Origin of the sequence: Celeribacter baekdonensis B30 (assembly GCF_000299875.1) — a bacterium.
GTDB lineage: Bacteria > Pseudomonadota > Alphaproteobacteria > Rhodobacterales > Rhodobacteraceae > Celeribacter > Celeribacter baekdonensis_A.
Genome location: NZ_AMRK01000008.1, coordinates 155201 through 172637, shown reverse-complemented (window position 1 = coordinate 172637; position 17437 = coordinate 155201). Strand labels below are relative to the sequence as shown.

The following is a 17437-nucleotide window of genomic DNA, read 5'->3' as shown; positions in this document are numbered from 1 at the left end:
CCGGAGGGACAGATGACCTATTGCGTCGGCATGATGCTCGATAAGGGCCTTGTGATGATGTCGGACACCCGCACCAATGCAGGCGTCGATAACATTTCCACCTTCAAAAAGATGTTCACATGGGAAGCCCCCGGCGAACGCGTTTTGACGCTGATGACGGCGGGCAATCTGGCAACGACACAGGCTTTGGTTTCCCTGCTCGACGAGCGTACCAAAGCGCCGGAAGAGCGCGAACCTTCGATCCTGGCCGCCCCTTCGATGTTCCAGGTGGCGCGGATCGTGGCCCAGACCCTCAAGGATCTGATCACCACCCATGCCGACGAAGGCCAACGTGCGTCGAGCACGTTCAACGCCACCGTGCTTTTGGGCGGTCAAATCAAAGGCAACCCGCCACGCCTGTTTTTGATCTATCCCGAGGGCAATTTCATCGAGGCGGGGGATGAGACGCCGTTTTTCCAAATCGGTGAAACCAAATACGGCAAACCGATTTTGGTGCGTGCTTATGATCCGGCTATGTCCTTTGAAGATGCGGTCAAATTGACGCTGGTTTCCTTTGACAGCACGGTGAAAGCCAACCTCTCGGTTGGCCTGCCGTTCGATTTGCAAGTGATCGAAACCGATACCTATAAAGTCACACACCAACGCCGCATCACCGCCGATGACGAGTATTTCCAAACGATTTCATCGAGGTGGGGCGAGGCGTTGAAGACCGCGATGGACAGTCTTCCGGGCTTTACCTTTTAAGGCGTCTCGAGGCTGAGATTGGGTTTCGGGAACAGAGCGGGTTGGACGCCGCGCTCGATATAATCCCATGTCGCCATGGCGATCATCGCCGCATTGTCTGTCGCCCATTTCACCGGCGGCAGGCACAGGTTCACCCCGTGTCGCCCGGCCACCTGAGCCATCGCGTCGCGCAATTGCGGCGAGGCGGAGACACCACCGACAATCACCAAAGAGCGCGGTTTGCACTCCGCCAGCGCCCGGTCCGCCTTGGCCACCAAGACGTCGAGACAGGCGGCGACAAAAGACGCCGACATGTCCTCAAGACTAACCTCTGGGTGGTTTTCAATATGGCGCGCGACCGAAGATTTCAGGCCGGAAAACGAGAACTCATAGCCCTCATTTTTCATCGGTCTGGGGAGGCGCAACACCGGTCTGCCCAATGTCGCCGCCCGGTCAATCGCCGGACCGCCCGGCATCCCAAGCCCCAACATTCGCGCCACTTTGTCATAGCTTTCACCAACGGAATCGTCGCGTGTCGTCCCCAAAAGCCGATAAGACCACGGGTCTTTTAAGTCCGCGATCAACGTGTGCCCGCCCGAGACCAACATGATCACGGCGGGGAATTCGGTTTGGCCGTCTTCCAACTCAACCGAGCGGATATGCCCACGCAAATGGTTGACGCCATATGCCGGCACGCCCCATCCCAAGGACAGCGCCTCAGAGGTGGACAGCCCGACCAAAAGCGAGCCGATCAATCCCGGCCCACGGGTCACGCCAATGGCCGTGAGGTCTTTCGGTGTTGCGGAGGCCTCATCCATAACCGACTGAATTGTCGGTAAAATAGCCTCAAGATGCGCCCGCGAGGCCAATTCGGGATAGACCCCGCCAAAGGCCTCATGCACTTCATATTGCGACACGGTTTTGATTGCGGCCACATGGCCCGAACGATCAACAAGCGCCACCGATGTGTCATCACAGGAGGTCTCGATGCCAAGGATCAATCCGCTCATGAGAGTCCCTCTATAATCGTGGCGATGTCTGCCTCAGACACCGCGCCAAGCCGTTCGATCCGGGCCGGGGTGACGCGGCAATTGACGATGGTAGAGGGTGTGGCTTGGTGCCCTGTGCCCGCCACGATCAAATCCGGCGTGCCGTTCAACTGCGCTGCAGCCTCATCAGCCGTGCCCGGTGTCTGTGCCCCGGATCGGTTGGCCGAGGTGACCAAAAGCGGACCGGTTTCGCGCAACACTGCCAAGAGCCACGCGTCATTGGGGATGCGCAAAGCGATCTCGTCGCGCCCGGCAAGCCATTCGGGGGCGCGCGCCGGATCAAGACCAAAGACGATGGTCAATGCGCCCGGCACAAAAGGGCTTGAGAGCAGGGTCTGCGCGCTTGGCGTGATCCGTGCGCCGAGAGTCCCAATCTGATCCGCATTCGCAACCATGATCGGCAGGTTCTTGTCACGTGGGCGGTGTTTGAGCCGATAAAGCCGATCAATCGCCGCCGTATGTTGCGGCGATACCGCCAGCCCAAGCACTGTGTCGGTCGGCAAAAGCACAACGCCGCCATGGCTAAGGCATTGCGCAATCTCTCGCACCTGATCTGTCATGACAGCACCTCGACAATCGGATAGGCGCGGGCGTTTGCGGCGGGTTTTGGGGCGGCATCGACAAGGCTCAGAAGGGTCGCCATCTTTGCGGTGTTGGTTTTTGGCGGCGCGGTGCCCTCAACAGGGATATTGCCCGCAAGGTTGTATTTGTCCAAGTTTTCGAGCTGTTTAAGGGCGTCTTCTTCCAAACAATGTTCGTAATGTATAAGTGTGCCATCACGGAAAATTCCGAAATGCACATAGGGCCGACCCGCACGGCGCAGCAGGGCGACCGGGGTATGACCGTCGAACGCCTCCGCCCCCAGCAGTGCAAAAGCGGGCAGAGCAACGACCGGAATCCCAAGGGTAAAGCCCAACCCATTGGCAAAAGCCGCCGCCGTGCGCGTCACGCCAAGCCCGCCGGGACCGATGTCACAGCCGATGCGGGTGATCTCTTTCAACGTCGCCCCGATCTCAGTAAGCCCGGTTTCCAACATCAGGCGATACTCGCGCGATCCCGCAAGGCTCTCGACCTCTGAACTGTCAAACCGGATCGCGCCATCACGGGCCAGCGCCAAGACCGGCACGCCGTTTGAGGCCTGAATAAGCAATGTCACCTTGCTCATGCCAGCGTCTCCAATGCGTCTAAAACCGTGTCCCATCGCGGGGCAGAGGCGGAGATGGACAACACCCGCGCCGTGTCATCCTCGCCAAAACCAAGGCGGATGGACAGGGCAGTGTCATAGCTTTCCGCTATCCGTTCGCCCCATTCGATCACGGCGATGCCTGTGTCAAAATAGTCTTCCAGTCCAAGGTGATAGAACTCTTGCGCGTTTTTCAGGCGATAGGCATCGACATGCAATACCGTGCCCTTCGGCGTCTCATAGATATTGGCGATGGTGTAGGTCGGGCTGGTCACCGCCTCGTCTGAGCCAAGGGCGCGGACCAAGGCGCGGGTGAAAAACGTCTTTCCCGCCGCTAAACTGCCATCCAGCAAAATCACATCGCTCGGGTGCAACAACGGGGCCAGCGCCGCAGCAACGCGCGCGGTCGCGGCTTCGTCTTTCGCAATCAATGTCACTTTGCGCACCACGGGGTCTGTCCGGTCTTTGAAAACGTCCTGCGCGATTTAGGGCAAATCGGGCCAAAGGTCCATGGTGTCAATCACCGGGTCCATCGGTAGCGCGGTCCGTTCAGAACGACCCAATCACTGATCCGTGTCGAGCCAAATCGTAATCGGACCGTCATTGATCAGGCTCACCTTCATATCTGCACCAAAAATTCCGGTCTCACAGGGGACACCGGTCTGACGCAGAGCATTGGTGAAATGTTCATAGAGCGCGTTCCCAACGTCCGGTGCAGCAGCGGTGGAAAACCCCGGACGATTGCCTTTTGTCTCGGCGGCGAGTGTAAATTGGCTGACCACAAGCGCACTGCCTTGGATGTCACGGACAGACAGGTTCATTTTGCCTGCATCATCTTGAAAAATGCGCAGTTTTGAAATCTTGGCGGCCAGTTTTTCGGCCTGCGCTTCGGTGTCGCCGCGCATCGCACAGACCAAAACCAAAAGCCCCGGCCCGGAGTGCCCAACCACCGCACCATCGACTCGCACGGCGGCTTCAGAAATGCGTTGAACCAGCGCTCTCATAGGTCATGCGCCCATGGTGGATTGGCCCCGGCGCGGCTGACGGTTACGGCGGCGGCCTTGGCCCCAAGGGCAAGTGCCGCGCGCAAGGTGGCCTCATCCAAATCGGCAACATGCGCTTTGGTCAGTTTGCCCGCCCGCTGCAGCCCGGCCAAAAGGCCTGCGTTGAACGTGTCCCCGGCCCCCACTGTGTCCACAACCGTCACTTTTTCGGCGGCCACATGGGTGACATGCCCGGCGGTATAGCCCTTGACCCCATCCCCGCCCATGGTCAGGCAGACAAGCTTTGGCCCCTTGGTCAAAAGCAGTTCGATATGGGCCTCAATCTCACCGTCGCCCATCAGCCACAACAGGTCCTCGTCCGAGACTTTGACAATATCGGCATGGGTCAGCATATGTTCGATTCGTGCACGATAACGGGCCTCATCACGGATAAATCCGGGCCGAATGTTCGGATCGATCATGGTGACGCGGGTTTTGGAGGCCTCAACAAACAACCTCTCATAGGCCGCGCCGCAGGGTTCGACCGGCAAAGAAATCCCACCACAAAACACCGCTTCAATCGTGTCGGGGAGGGGAGGGAGGTCGGCCTCGGTCAACATCCGCCCGGCGGTGTTTTCGTCATAAAACGCATAGGTGGCGTGACCATTGACCAATTTGACAAAGGCCACGGTACAGGGGCGATCCACGGTGAGGGATAGACTGCCATCCACATGGCTTTGAGCAAGGCTTTGTTTCAACAGATCGCCAAAGAAATCCTCTGAGAAGCCACTGAAAAAGCCCACATTCGCGCCAAGCCGCCCCAAAGCGATGGCGGTGTTAAACACAGCGCCGCCGGGGTAGGGCGCATAGGCGTCTTCGCCCAGCGTTGTGGTGCGGGGCAGCATGTCGATGAGGGCTTCGCCTGCGCAAAGGATCATGGGCCTGTCTCCTAGAAAGGGGGTTGCGTCGTTTTAGGGGTGTTAGCGCTATCTGTGCAAGAAAAAAGGCTCAAAACCCGCCTGTGCCCTGCTGATTCATCGCCACCACATAGCCCACGCCCGCCGCAACGATCAGCCCCGCGATCACCGCCAAGGCGATTTTCCATGCCGAATAGGGCCGTTCGCCCTGGACCTTTCCGGTGCGGCCATTGACAACAAAGCGATAGGTCTTACCCCGGTATTTATAGGCCGCCATCCACACCGGCAAAAGGATATGTTTGAACGTCACCTCCGACACCGCCGTCTGGAGGTCATGCACCCTTTGCCGATCCCCGCCGATGTCAAATTTCACATCACGGACAATCACCCGGTCCATGTAGTCGCGCGCGCTCTCATATCCCTCTTCGAGCGGAACGGTATAGGCCGAGGCGCGAAACCCGGCCAAATAATCCGGCACATAGGGTTCCAATTCGGACAGATCCCACGGCGCAAGCCCATCGGTGAACCGCGTCGGCAAAGCCTGTGTGGCCAACACCAGCACATCGTCAAAAAACCGCGACACGCGGCCGGATTTGGCCCGCCAGCGGGTGTGGCGTTCGCGGATGGTTTGGGTTTTGCCATCGCGGGTGATCGTGCGTGTGGTGTAATAGTCATCGCCGCGCTCACCCCGGTATTGCGTCGCCGTTTGCGCATCAAAGGTCCAATAGGGCAGGTACATCCCCGACAATTGCCGCCCCTTGCGGGCATAATCCTTGAGCCCATTTGGGGCAAACCACAAGCGACCAAGCCAATCTGTCATCGCGCTGCGCGCGTGCGCCTCGGTGAGGGCAAAGGGCAGGAGGCCATGCGGTTTGATCTGGCGGTGCACGCCTGTGTCCGTGACCACGGGCGTGGCGCAAAACGGGCATTCAGTGGCATGGATGTCGGCGTCAAATTCCACCTCCGCTCCGCAATTGGGACAGGTTGAAACGCGGGTCTCTTCCATCGCCTGATCCGGCAGGGTCGCGTTCAACGCAGCGCGAAAATCTAACTCTCGCGGGGGCGGGGCATCACCTTTATCAAGCGGTTGATCCGCGCCGCAATGGTCGCATTTGAGCAGCTTGGCCTCCGGGTCAAATCGTAAATCCGCCCCGCAGGCAGAACAGGGAAAGCGATGCTCCTGTGTGCTTTGGTCAGAAAATTTCTCTGAGTTCATGCATGTTTACCCGGTGTTAAGGGCGCAGAGCCCATGCTTCGACACAGCACAACGCGCGTTGATGAATGTGGAGACGGGTCTTGCAAAAGAGGAATGAAGACACCCATGTGCGTGATGCCATTTGCGCTCATGCGTCTTGGACGCGAACGTTTTCGGAGTGTATTGATCACGGTAAACTCGAAAAAACATCACAGGACATCTCCTGTGACGATCAATGCGATTTTGGCAAATGGCTGGCTGGACTGTCGCCCTCTGCCAATGACCCGGCGATGAAGAAATTCAACATGATCAAAGCGATGCACACGCAGTTTCATGTCGAGGCGGGTAAAATTGCAGTTCATGTTGAAAATGGCGATCGCGCCTCGGCGCGCACAGGCTATGAAGCGCCCCATTTCAAACGGATGACCCATTCGTTGATCATCAATCTCAACGATTGGCGCGAAGATTTCCGCAGGTTTTCCTAGTGCGACAAGGCTGCGATGCTGTTTCATGCGGCGTCACGGTGTTCAAAACTCACGGCCTGCCCGACTTGGCGGCAAGACGAGTCGGTGAAGCGGATGACATGGCAAAATACCATGGTCCCAATCCCGTCTCTGGTCAAACGCCCGGAAACGGTGCCCGCTTTGCCATGGCAGACGACCTGATCAATCGAAATGCTTTGCGGCGGCACCTTATTCAGCAGGTGCGCCGTGATTGCATCGCGCCCAAGCACACAGGGCGTCGCGGTTTGATCCCAACTGGCCGTCTCAGAAAACACCCCATGATCCACTTCGACCACACCCATAAGGGCGAGGGCGATCTCGGTCACTTTGGCATTTGTGGCGGACCGGTCGCAATCCGGCGACCGATGCACCCGAGGGGCAAGAGGCATGAGCGTTACGCACCCGGCGGGGGCGGCGGCGGCGCGATGGTGAAAAGCTGTGCCAATTCGCGCACATCTTCGGCCTGCAACCACCCATCCTGACCGGGGGTCCAGACGTAAGAGCTGCGTTTGAGTGTCCCCTTTGCGGCCATCTGCCCCATTTCCGCCTTGGAAAACGGGCCGGTTGTTTCGCCATTCTCGGCGATGTGCCAGACATGTTCGACTGGCGGCGGGGGTGGGGTTTGAGCGGCAGGTGCGGCGGTGGTGGCGGGACGCGCGCCCCATGGTCCTGTTTGTGCGGCCATCGCCATCCCCATACCGGCGCCCATGCCCGCCCCCATCGAAGACGCCATCGCCGAATTCTCCGCGCCCATGGCTTCGGCGGCGTTGAATTTCATATAGCCATCGAGGTTGCCCACGATGCCCATCGAGGTGCGCTTGTCCATCGCGGCCTCGACCGCTTCGGGCAAGCTGATGTTTTCAATGTAAAATTCCGGAATGATCAGGCCGTATTCAGACACCACTTTGGTGATCTCGCTGGCGACCAGTTTGCCCATATCTGCCGTGTTTGCTGCCATGTCCAACACCGGGATGCCAGAGCTTGCGACGATGCGGCTAAAGGCCTGAACGATGATGTTGCGGATTTGGAACGAGATTTCATCCATGGTGAATTCGCCGTCTGTGCCGACGATTTCGGTTAAAAACAGCGCCGGATCAGAGACTTTGACCGTGTAGGTGCCATAGGCGCGGATGCGCACCGGACCGAATTCCGGGTCGCGGCAGATGATCGGGTTTTTCGTGCCCCATTTGAGGTCGGAAAACCGCGTAGTATTGACGAAATAGACCTCGGATTTGAACGGCGATTTAAACCCGTGATCCCAATGGTTCAACGTGGTGAGGATCGGCATGTTGTTGGTTTCCAACATATAAAGTCCCGGCGAAAACACATCCGCCAGCTGCCCCTCATGCACAAACACTGCCGCCTGACCTTCGCGCACGGTCAATTTGGCCCCGTATTTGATTTCATGCGCTTCGCGTTCAAACCGCCACACCATCGTGTCACGGGTGTCATCCGTCCAATGGATGACGTCAATGAATTCGCCAGAGAGAAAATCGAAAATACCCATCGGGGCCTCCTATGGTCGTCAAATATCCTCGCCCATCAATTCGCGTGCAATCACGACAGAGATCGGGCGGGCAACTTCGGGTCTCATGCCGGGCGCCAGACGCGGATCATAGAGCATCCGTAGCAAAAGTTCGTCATGGCGGGTCAGCAACGCAAACTCTTCGTCGTCGTTGAAAATCGACGGCCGTGCGCGCGGGCTGTCATTGGCCAGTCCCAGGCCCTGAGCGATTTCCTCGTGGAAACACGAGCGGCGCAACAGGTCCGGGTTCTCGGCGCGGATGATCGCCACCGCCTTGCGATACGCGCCGTCATTGGCGGGATCAGAGGCGATCACCAAGCAATAGGTCGAGCGCGGCATGTCGATGACAGAGCGGATCGCGTTCGCGCCGATGCCCGGAATGAGCTGGCTCAGACGCGGGCCAATGGCGCGGCGTTCGTCTTCGTTGAGCACCAGAATATTGAAGTTCGGGCGGGAGGACACGCTGATCGCATGGCCCGAGGCACGAGCCAGTTGCCCGGCAAAACTTTCAATCGTCGCGCGGTCCTTTTGACGCTGTTCCACCGGCACAGAGGAGCCGAATTCAATGCCGAGCCGCACGGGCACATCCCAGCGATGCAGATCAGAGGGCGTGGTTTTGGCGATAAACTGCCCACCGACCGAGGTGTATTCGTCATTGAGCGCGATGGCGTCAAAATTCACCGCAAGCTGGCGCGCGGAAAAGGGCGTATCCGGCCCGCCCCCGTCCGTGCGCAACAGGTCATTGGCCAAAAGATCGGCCTGAACCCGTGCGAAATAGGTCTGAAGCAAACGGCTTTCGGTGCTGCGCGGGGTGACGCTGGTGCTGTCTGGACGCAAAACGGGTTGCGATGCGTGGCTGGGCGGGCGCGCGATGGGCGGTGTGCTTGGACCGGGCACACAGGCCGACAGCGCGAGCCCTGCACTCGCGCCGAGGACTGTCAATCTTGCCCGACCCAAGGGACGCATCAGGAACGCACCGATGGCCCGGCGGCGTTGCCGGTGGCTTTGGCGGAGGCCAGAGTGTCGCGCAGATTGGCTTCCATGGTTTTGAGTTCGACCTCGGCCTCGGCGCGCTTGCGTTTGCCCTCGTCGGCGATCTGAAGGCTTTCCTCAATGGTGGCGATCAATTCGGCATTGGCGGTTTTCACGGCCTCGATGTCAAACACGCCGCGTTCCATTTCGGTGCGCACGATTTTGTTGCCCTCGCGCAGGTTTTTAGCATTCGCGGTCAACAACTCGTTGGTCAGATCCGTCGCGGCTTTGATGTCTTTCGCGGCCTCGGTCGAGCGCTGAATGGTCACGGCTTGGGCCAATTGGGTTTCCCAAAGCGGCACGGTGTTGACCAGCGTGGAGTTGATCTTGGTGACCAGGGATTTGTCGTTTTCCTGCACCAAGCGGATTGAGGGCAGAGACTGCATCGTCACTTGGCGAGTCAGTTTCAGATCATGCACCCGGCGTTCCAAATCGTCGCGCGCCGCGCGCAGATCGCGCAATTCCTGCGCTTTGATCACTTGGTCCTGCTCAGGCGCGGCATCGACGGCGGCGGCCAGAGCGGCGATGTCGCTCTCGTCCAATTCCTTGATCTTCAATTCGCCCGCCGCAATGTAAATCGCCAATTCATCATAGAAATTCAGCGTCTTATCATAAAGCATATCGAGCGATTTGATGTCTTTGAGCAGCTTGTGCTCATGCGTCAAAAGATTGTCGGTGATCTTGTCGATCTGGGTTTGAATGGTCTCGTAGCGGGCGATGAATTTTGCCATCGGTGCGGCGCGGCCCAACAGTCTTTCCCACCAGCTGCGTTTGCGGCGCACATCGAGTTCGGACACGGAAAACCCGCGAATGGTGGTGACGATGGAGCGCAAAGAGTCGCCCGCAGGCCCCACATCCTTGTTGCGCACATCTTCCAGCATCGCTTGTGAGATCACTTGCAATTCAGCCTGCGCCCCCGAGCCAAAGCGGACGATCGAATTGGTGTCCCCCATGTTGATCTCGGATTTCGCACGCTCGATTTCCGCGCTCAAAGGTGTGTTTGCCAAAGCCACCGGGTCGATCAACTCGCCCTTTGGCTCTGCGAGGACAACGGCGGTAACGGCTTCGACGTCTTTCAATGCGGCTTCGGCCTTTTGGCGGGTGGTGTCGGACATGGAACGGTTCCCCAGTTAAGAACTTGAAAAGTTTACTTATTTGATGCCTTCGCGGGCAAGACGGTCACGCAGGACCTCAATCTCGATATCAAGATCAGTTTTGCTACCCAAAAGTAACGCCTCATTGCGCGCGGTGAAATTTTGTTCGAGATCATCAAGCAGCGCGAACCAATCTTGACGCGCCTCAGCGTTTTTGGTGCGCGCCCAAAGGTCAGCATATTTGATCGTCGCATCGCGCGCGCCCAGCAAATAAACCCCAAGATATTTGCGCGCAGCGGTCAAGTCGCGCGGGTCTTCCTCGACAGTGCGAAACATATCGCGGGCGGTTTTGATAAAGGCGTCAAGGCGGGTTTCGGCGGCGCGGTCGCCCGACCGCGACAACGCTTCACGCATGGCGTTCAAATGCGCTTCCGCCTCGTCAATCGCTTTGGACACCCGGTCTTGTTGAAACGTGTCAATGTCATCCATGCCTTTGTTTTTCAAAGGATCAAAACCAAAGGCGAGGCTGTGCAGCACGGTGCCGAGACTGGCAAAAATCACCGTCTCGACAGGGCCCCAGCCGAACCAGCCGACAAGGCCAAGCCCGACGCCGGTCAAGACAGAGCCAAAGATTTTGCGCGGGATCGCGGGGCGACGCGAGATTTTGCGCGCCTCATAGGATTCTTCGGCCTTCAACCCTTCACGGGTCAAAAACGCCGCCCCCACAAGACATCCCAGGGCCGCTAAATAGCCTGCCATAACAATGGGTTCGGCGGAAAATGCTTTCCACGACAAGGGCAGACCCGCGTAGAACAATAGGTTTGAGCGCGCGCCGACGCGGGACGGACGTTTGCCATCAAAAGGGCGGTGTTGCGGGGGCGGGGGTGTGCCCGCGCCCTCCGGTTTCGCCGGAGGTTTCGGGCTGCCATCGGGTGAATAGGTCGAACCATACCGTTGGGCCATGGATCACATTCCCTGCGCTTTGATCGTGACGTAAAAGGTCAGCGCGACCAAAAGATAATAGGCCAGTTTTGAAAACGGACTGTCGCTCATGGCCACCCTTTCGATCAAACGCAGTGTTCAGGTCCAGATATAGGAAGAAATTGCGCGCTGCGAAAGAGTTAAGGGGAGCATCTGCCCCCCTTTCCCCGATGTTCTTTTGTTAGGTCTTGCCTCTCGGCGGTTTCCCGCCCGGCTTGCCACCGGGCTTGGTTGCGTGGGATTTGAACCCGGAGGAGCGGGGTTTGCCCTCCGCGCCGCCACCGTGGCTTTTGAAACCTGCGGATTTGAAACCGCCCGGTTTGCCGCCTGGCTTTCCACCCGGTTTGCCAAAGGGCCGACCTGCGGGTTTGCCATCGCGATCGCCACGGGACTCGCCCTTAAAGTCACCCTCACGTTTCTTGAACCCACCCTCGGGCCGCCCGCCACCCGCATCGTCGCGACGTTTGAAGCCGCCGGGTTTGCCACCCGGCTTACCGTCACGATCATCGCGGGATTTAAAGCCGCCTTCGCCGCGCGGTTTGCCGCCAAAGGGACGATCCCCACCCGCATCATCGCGGCGTTTGAAACCGCTCGGTTTGCCGCCCGGTTTGCCACCGGAACGATCATCACGGTCGCCATAGGCCGGTTTGTCTCCAAGCGGCTTGAATGACGCTTTGCCGTCCACGCGGCGATCACCGCCGCCAGAACCTCCACGCGCGTCATTGCGGCCTTTGGTTTCGGTGCGCGGACCGCCGGGCTTGCCGTCACGCGACACTGTCCGTTTCGCGCCTTGTGGTGCGCCGCGTTTGGAAAACCCGCCATCGCCAACCTCAAGATCCATGCCCAACTGATCACGCAGCACACGGGCGCGGACCTCTTCGACCTGACCGGGTTGCAAGGTGCCAAGACGGAACGGACCATAAGACAGCCGGATCAGGCGGTTCACCACCAGTCCGATATGTTCCATCGCACGGCGAATTTCGCGGTTTTTGCCCTCACGCAGACCGACGGTCAGCCAGGCATTGGCGCCCTGTTGCCGATCAAAGGTGACTTCCATGCCCTGAAAGTCCTCGCCGTCAATGGTGATGCCATTGCGCAGCCTGTCCAATGTCGCCTCAGAGGCGGTGCCTTTGACCCGCACCCGGTATTTGCGCAGCCAGCCGGTGTCGGGCAGCTCAAGTTTGCGTTTGACCTCGCCATCGTTGGTCAACAAAAGTAGGCCTTCAGAGTTGATATCCAAACGACCGACAGACATCACCCGCGGCATTTCCACCGGCAATTTGTCAAACACCGTTTCGCGGCCTTTTTCGTCCTTGGCCGTGGTCACAAGGCCCAAAGGCTTGTGATAAAGCCACACGCGCGGCGGTTCGGGTTCGCCCACTTCCTTGCCGTCGACATAAATGCGGTCTTTCGGCATGACGTTGAGCGCGGGGGAGACCACTTTGCGGCCATTGACTGTGACGCGGCCCTCGTTGATCAAGTCTTCGGCTTCGCGGCGCGAGGAAATGCCCGCGCGCGAGAGCACTTTGGCGATGCGGTCGCCCGGATGGGGCTTGTCTGCGCCAACAGAATGATCCGATCCAGGTTTGGAATGCGGTTTGGCGTGGCTTTTGTAGCCGCTGGGTTTGGACGGTTTTTTAGGTGTGTCTTTGGGCGTGTCGTCGGTCATGAAAAGGCCTCTCTTTGGGCCGCTCATACTCTGACATAGCCCCGTTTAAAAGAGCCTTGCTTGGATTGCGCGGTTTTCTGGGGCCTTTGATATAAAAACCGGCCCGCACGGGGGCACGTGCAGGCCGGACCATCATGGATGGGGTGTGAGGCCCCATCCAATCTCTTGAATGAGAGGGCCTCTTAGAACGAGTAAACGTAGGACATCCCGATGACCCAAGGGTCGATTTCGGCTTTGCCAATTTTTGCACCATCGAGTTTGACATCGCTGTCGATGTCAATCCAGCGCACATCGGTCCGGAACGCGCCGTGATCGCTCATTTTGTAGTCAAAACCCGCATGAAGCGCGACGCCCCAAGAATCGCTGAGGTCCAAATCATGGCCTGCGATTGCGCCTTTGGCAGTTTCATCGAAAAACGCAGTGTAGTTGAGGCCAACGCCGACAAAGGGCGAGAACTGTTCGCCACCGTTGAAGTGGTACTGCACTGAGATGACGGGCGGCAGGTGTTTGGTCGAGCCAATGCGACCCAAGCCGGAGGCATCAATGTCATGCATGAAAGGTACGGCGCCGAGCACTTCGATGCCAATGTTATTGGCGACGAAATACTCAAATGTAAGGGTCGGGCGGACGCTGTCCCCAATATCAAGCGTATTGGCCCCGCCCAAAATGGTGCCATTGTCTGATTTTGGCATCACGCCGCCAAGGCCGAAGCCCAGAGACATGGTCCCCGCCTCTTGCGCGGTTGCGCCGGACAGTCCGGCGAGGGTGAGGGCGAGGGCGGTGGCAAAAAGTGTCGTCGTTTTCATGGTGTGTCCTAATGTCGTAACGTCGCGCGTGTGACGGACGCTCTGCCTCGGCCGGGGCAAGAGCTTTGATTTGCATCAAATAGACGGGGGCTGCGTCAATCTGTCGGAGGAGGGGGCGTGTGTGGCCCAACAAGTCACTCTTGCGAAGCGCGCCTTGCCTTGGGCGCGATTCCACGTCAGGAAAGGCCATGACTTTTCGTTCTTATATGGATGATGCGTTCATCGAGGCGGCTTTGGCCGAGGCCCGCGGCGAGGTGCCTGTGGGTGCGGTCGTGGTGTCGCCGCAGGGCGAGATCGTCGGGCGCGGTGGCAACCAAACCCGCGCCGACAATGATCCGACGGCCCATGCCGAGATCGTTGCCATCCGCGCCGCCTGCGCCAAGCTGGGCCAAGAGCGTCTTCCGGGCTATGATCTTTATGTGACGTTGGAACCTTGCCCAATGTGCGCGGCAGCGATGTCAAACGCGCGGATTGCACGGTTGTATTACGGCGCAGAAGACCCGAAATCCGGCGGTGTCGCCCATGGCGCGCGGGTGTTTTCGCACGCCCAATGCCACCACGCCCCCGAGGTCTATGACGGCATCGCGGCCGATCGGGCCGAAGCCATGCTCAAGGCGTTTTTTGCCTCCCGGCGTTAAACCGCGCCCGCCCCATCTCAAAAAATCTGTGTCTGGCGTAGGAGCACCGGTTGGGTGCCGTAATAAGGGTATCGACGTTCTCAAAGGAGAGACAGATGCGACCTTATTATCTCTTGGCCTGCTGAATGCAAAAGAATTGGCACGCGTCGCTGATTTTATGGCCAAGGCCCAAGGTTCGGTCAGAAGACGGAACCGACAGTCGCATTCTGCTCATTTTTAACACTCAAAAGGAAATCACCATGAAGCCTTTCACCTATGCCCTCGCTTTGATGCTGCCTTTGACCTTGGCTGCCCCCGGATTTGCCCAAAATGTCACCGTGACCACCGGAAAGGGCGGTACCATGACCAAGAACCGCAGCTGTATGGTGGACGGGCAAATGGTCATTTGCGACACCATGACCACAGGGACCACCGCAGGGGGGCAAACTGTCTCACGCAACCGTCAGCGCACGGTGGAACAGGGCGGTTCGACCACCACAGTGACCGGGACCGGACCGAGTGGCGAAAGCAACACGCGCACCCGCACGCTTTTGATCACGCGCTAAGGCCTTGTCTCAGCCCGCCCGCGTGGGGTGGGGCGCTAAACTGTGAACAGAGAGCCGGATAAGCGGTGTGTATATGATGACGTGCGAGTGACCCAGAAGACCGGCCCCCAACAAGCTGGACCCGTTTCAAAGGGCCCCGAAGACCAAGCCCAACTGCGGGCAGATGCAAAGGCGGCCATGGCCGCAATGGCCCGGGGCGAACGCGCGGGGTTGGCCCGGTTGATTGCGCTCTATGGTACGGGCATCCGTCGCTATGCCGCACAAATGTTGAGCGTCAGGTCAGAGGCCGAAGTTGTGGCACAGGAGGTGTTTTTGCGGGTGTGGACACGGGCGCACAGCTATGATCCCGACAAGGGGGCCGTGTCATCCTGGTTGTATCGCATCACGGTCAACCTGTGCATTGACCACAACCGACGCTGCGGGTTTCGTCGTTTTGTTGGTCTGGACGCGGCACCGGAGTTTGAAGATGAGATGCCCGGCGTCGAGGCGCAATTGGACGGGCGGCAAAGGCTGGCTCTGGCCCATGCCGCGATCAAGGCGTTGCCCGCGCGGCAACGTCAGGCGATTTTGCTCAAGGTGGCTGGTGCATTGAGCACCGTGGAAATTGCCGAAGCGCTGGGCACCAGCGCGGGGGCAACCGAGCAATTGCTCATACGCGCGCGTGCGGCATTACGGGCGCACATGGATTTGGAGGATGGATGATGACGGATCGACAGACGGTGAAACAGGACGGGAGTGACATGTCAGACGGGGAGTTTGATCGCCAGTTGGGCGCGCTGCTCTCCACCCCCGGCGATGCAGACACCGCCATTCTGTCGCGCGCGGTTCTAAGCCAATTGGCAAAAAACAGCACCTCGGCCTCTGCGCCTTTGGGGGCGGTCCTGTCCGAACCCTTGCCTTGGGGCGCCGGGTTCCTCGGGCTTTTGCTCATCGGCGGTGTGTTTGGCTATTTGGGCTCAACTTGGATTGCGGGTGACGGGCTTTTGACGCTGCTCACACTGGGCGATCCCTTGGCCCTGCTTGGAGGATTTTGATGTCACAGGCTGTGTTGCAAAAACGACGGATCGCTTGGGGGCGGGTGAGTTTGATCGCGATCTTGTGCGTTTCACTTTTGGGCAATGCCGTGGTCATCGGAGCCGTGCTGCGGGCGCATCAACTCAGAGTGGCGGTGTTGGGCGATATGGATATGCGCACGGCCTCCTATCCGCCCGACATTCGCAAAGCCTTGCGCAAAGACATCATGGCGCACAGCGACACGCTTGGCCCCGCGCTTCAGGCCGCAATGGCCGCCCGCGCAGAGGTGATAGCCACCAGCACCACAGAGCCGTTTGATCGCGCGGCGACAGAGGCTGCGATGGCGGCGTTTCGGGTCAAATTGGACGCGGTACTCGATCTCACCCAGGGCGTGGTGCTTGGGGTGATGGAAGAGCGCGCCTCTGAGGGTTGAGGTGCGCCCTCTTGTCTTTGGCGCGGGGATCGGGTAGGCAGGGCACGCGGGGGTTTGGCCCCTGCGCCATCCCAAATCCTTGAAATCACGCCCGTTTTCGGGGCCATCCGCATGGGTTGGCCCTTGCGGGTCTCTGCGCGAGTGCCTGATGATCGAAACCACCCTGTTGCGCCATGAACGGCATCTGAAAAACCTTGCCCTGCTGCTGGGCGTCGCCTCGACGATTGCCATCGTGCAAAACTGGTATCCGCTGAACCTGTTTCTGTCGTTGCCGTTTTGCCTTATTTGGCTGGCGATGGGATGGTTGCATTCCGAGCGGCAGTTGAAATGGATCAACATCCTGTTTGCCGCATTTTACGTTTACGGCATTGGGCGCTATCTGGTGCTCGGGGCGTAGCCGCCATTAAATCTCGATGGCGACAAGCACCTCTGGGACTTGGACCACGCCCTCGTCCAGAGCGTAGACCAGCGGATCACAGCTCTGTGCCAAAAGCGGGAATGTGCCCCAGTGGCACGGGATCACCGTTTTGAAATCAAAGAATTTTTGACAGGCATAGGCGGCGCGGGTCATGTCCATCGTGTAATGGCCCCCAGCGCAGAGAATGCCGATGTCGGGCTGATGCAGATCGGCAAACCACGCCATATCGGCCATGAGATCGGTGTCGCCAGAGACATAGATCGTGTGGCCTTCGCCCGAGATCATAAAGCCCGCCGGGTCGCCCGCATATCGCGGTGCGCCGTCTTTGAAATCAATTGAGGAAGAATGCACCGCGTTCACCATCGTGACCCGCACCGCCGCGTCGCCTTCGCCCAAGGTGCCTTCACCCAAGGTGATCGTGCCGCCCTTGCCAAAGCCCGTGACCTGCGCGCCTTCGGCTCCCAGAATGAGCGACAGTTCATGGATGCAATAGATCATCGCATCCGTGTCGCGTGCCACGGGCAGGGTGGTCGAGGCGTGATCGCCATGGCCGTGGGTGAGAAAGATCGCCGTGGCCCCTGTGGTGGCCTCCGCCGCGCGCTCCTCTGGGAAGGAGGGATTGCCCGCAAGCCACGGATCAATGAGCAAAACCTGATCCGCGATTTCGATGCGAAAACCGGAATGTCCAAGCCAAGTGATTTTCATGCGCCCTCTCCTATATAGTCCTCA

At 58.9% G+C, this 17437-nt stretch carries 23 protein-coding genes; 8 read left to right on the top strand and 15 right to left on the bottom strand.

The features are described 5' to 3' along the window. The first annotated feature begins 12 nt into the window (after positions 1-12). The gene (locus B30_RS14655) at positions 13-744 is read left to right on the top strand and encodes a proteasome-type protease (protein ID WP_009572898.1); all 732 of its coding nucleotides are present in this window, start codon (positions 13-15) and stop codon (positions 742-744) included. Here B30_RS14655 and tsaD read toward each other — a convergent pair. From tsaD to B30_RS14620, 7 genes are all read right to left on the bottom strand, one after another. Next, complete coding sequence (gene tsaD, locus B30_RS14650) at positions 741-1733, bottom strand: tRNA (adenosine(37)-N6)-threonylcarbamoyltransferase complex transferase subunit TsaD (protein ID WP_009572897.1); 993 nt, start codon at positions 1731-1733, stop codon at positions 741-743. The two genes, B30_RS14655 and tsaD, sit on opposite strands and share 4 nt — an antisense overlap. Beyond that, positions 1730-2332 (bottom strand): L-threonylcarbamoyladenylate synthase, encoded by a 603-nt coding sequence (locus B30_RS14645; RefSeq protein ID WP_009572896.1) that lies wholly within the window; start codon positions 2330-2332, stop codon positions 1730-1732. Before B30_RS14645 ends, tsaD begins: the two co-directional genes overlap by 4 nt. Then, positions 2329-2937 carry a peptidase M22 glycoprotease gene (locus B30_RS21490; protein ID WP_009572895.1) on the bottom strand — a complete coding sequence of 203 codons (609 nt, stop codon included), beginning with the start codon at positions 2935-2937 and terminating at the stop codon, positions 2329-2331. Before B30_RS21490 ends, B30_RS14645 begins: the two co-directional genes overlap by 4 nt. Continuing rightward, entirely contained in the window at positions 2934-3401 is a 468-nt protein-coding gene (tsaE, locus tag B30_RS14635) for a tRNA (adenosine(37)-N6)-threonylcarbamoyltransferase complex ATPase subunit type 1 TsaE (RefSeq protein WP_157789821.1), read from the bottom strand. The genes B30_RS21490 and tsaE overlap by 4 nt, the downstream gene beginning before the upstream one ends. A 117-nt stretch (positions 3402-3518) precedes the next feature. Further along, positions 3519-3959 (bottom strand): D-aminoacyl-tRNA deacylase, encoded by a 441-nt coding sequence (gene dtd / locus B30_RS14630; protein WP_009572893.1) that lies wholly within the window; start codon positions 3957-3959, stop codon positions 3519-3521. After that, positions 3956-4876, bottom strand: coding sequence for a carbohydrate kinase family protein (locus B30_RS14625; RefSeq protein ID WP_009572892.1), 921 nt, complete (start codon positions 4874-4876; stop codon positions 3956-3958). The genes dtd and B30_RS14625 overlap by 4 nt, the downstream gene beginning before the upstream one ends. 70 nt (positions 4877-4946) lie before the next feature. Continuing rightward, on the bottom strand, positions 4947-6071 hold the full coding sequence (locus B30_RS14620) for a zinc ribbon domain-containing protein (protein WP_009572891.1): 1125 nt from the start codon (positions 6069-6071) through the stop codon (positions 4947-4949). Between the two features lie 80 nt (positions 6072-6151). Here B30_RS14620 and B30_RS14615 point away from each other — a divergent pair, with 80 nt between their 5' ends. After that, the gene (locus B30_RS14615) at positions 6152-6535 is read left to right on the top strand and encodes a CZB domain-containing protein (protein ID WP_157789820.1); all 384 of its coding nucleotides are present in this window, start codon (positions 6152-6154) and stop codon (positions 6533-6535) included. A gap of 23 nt (positions 6536-6558) precedes the next feature. On the opposite strand, the gene B30_RS14610 is transcribed toward B30_RS14615, so the two are convergent. From B30_RS14610 to B30_RS14580, 7 genes are all read right to left on the bottom strand, one after another. After that, complete coding sequence (locus tag B30_RS14610; protein ID WP_009572889.1) at positions 6559-6942, bottom strand: hypothetical protein; 384 nt, start codon at positions 6940-6942, stop codon at positions 6559-6561. A gap of 5 nt (positions 6943-6947) precedes the next feature. Continuing rightward, positions 6948-8060, bottom strand: coding sequence for an SPFH domain-containing protein (locus B30_RS14605; RefSeq protein WP_009572888.1), 1113 nt, complete (start codon positions 8058-8060; stop codon positions 6948-6950). A gap of 18 nt (positions 8061-8078) precedes the next feature. Then, positions 8079-9044, bottom strand: a complete 966-nt coding sequence (locus tag B30_RS14600) for a DUF2927 domain-containing protein (RefSeq protein WP_009572887.1) — start codon at positions 9042-9044, stop codon at positions 8079-8081. Next, on the bottom strand, positions 9044-10225 hold the full coding sequence (locus B30_RS14595; RefSeq protein WP_009572886.1) for a toxic anion resistance protein: 1182 nt from the start codon (positions 10223-10225) through the stop codon (positions 9044-9046). Before B30_RS14595 ends, B30_RS14600 begins: the two co-directional genes overlap by 1 nt. Positions 10226-10261: 36 nt before the next feature. Continuing rightward, positions 10262-11167: a 5-bromo-4-chloroindolyl phosphate hydrolysis family protein gene (locus tag B30_RS14590; protein ID WP_009572885.1), complete on the bottom strand. Its 906-nt coding sequence runs from the start codon at positions 11165-11167 to the stop codon at positions 10262-10264. A 199-nt stretch (positions 11168-11366) separates the two neighbouring features. Further along, entirely contained in the window at positions 11367-12854 is a 1488-nt protein-coding gene (locus tag B30_RS14585; RefSeq protein WP_009572884.1) for a pseudouridine synthase, read from the bottom strand. 182 nt (positions 12855-13036) lie between these two features. Continuing rightward, positions 13037-13660 (bottom strand): OmpW/AlkL family protein, encoded by a 624-nt coding sequence (locus B30_RS14580; RefSeq protein ID WP_009572883.1) that lies wholly within the window; start codon positions 13658-13660, stop codon positions 13037-13039. A 188-nt stretch (positions 13661-13848) separates the two neighbouring features. Between B30_RS14580 and B30_RS14575 the strand changes: the two genes are divergently transcribed. The 6 genes from B30_RS14575 (at position 13849) to B30_RS14550 (ending at position 16687) form a co-directional block, all read left to right on the top strand. Beyond that, entirely contained in the window at positions 13849-14298 is a 450-nt protein-coding gene (locus B30_RS14575; protein ID WP_040402586.1) for a nucleoside deaminase, read from the top strand. Positions 14299-14537: 239 nt separating this feature from the next. Beyond that, the gene (locus tag B30_RS14570) at positions 14538-14843 is read left to right on the top strand and encodes a hypothetical protein (RefSeq protein ID WP_009572881.1); all 306 of its coding nucleotides are present in this window, start codon (positions 14538-14540) and stop codon (positions 14841-14843) included. 87 nt (positions 14844-14930) lie between these two features. Beyond that, positions 14931-15545, top strand: coding sequence for an RNA polymerase sigma factor (locus tag B30_RS14565; protein WP_157789819.1), 615 nt, complete (start codon positions 14931-14933; stop codon positions 15543-15545). Then, a complete protein-coding gene (locus B30_RS14560; RefSeq protein WP_009572879.1) occupies positions 15545-15877 on the top strand; it encodes a hypothetical protein in 333 nt (110 codons plus the stop codon). Before B30_RS14565 ends, B30_RS14560 begins: the two co-directional genes overlap by 1 nt. Beyond that, positions 15877-16290: a periplasmic heavy metal sensor gene (locus B30_RS14555; protein ID WP_009572878.1), complete on the top strand. Its 414-nt coding sequence runs from the start codon at positions 15877-15879 to the stop codon at positions 16288-16290. The genes B30_RS14560 and B30_RS14555 overlap by 1 nt, the downstream gene beginning before the upstream one ends. Before the next feature lie 148 nt (positions 16291-16438). Beyond that, entirely contained in the window at positions 16439-16687 is a 249-nt protein-coding gene (locus tag B30_RS14550) for a hypothetical protein (protein WP_009572877.1), read from the top strand. Between the two features lie 6 nt (positions 16688-16693). Here the strand turns inward: B30_RS14550 and B30_RS14545 are convergent, their stop codons facing one another. Beyond that, a complete protein-coding gene (locus B30_RS14545; protein ID WP_009572876.1) occupies positions 16694-17413 on the bottom strand; it encodes a metal-dependent hydrolase in 720 nt (239 codons plus the stop codon). Between the last annotated feature and the right edge of the window lie 24 nt (positions 17414-17437).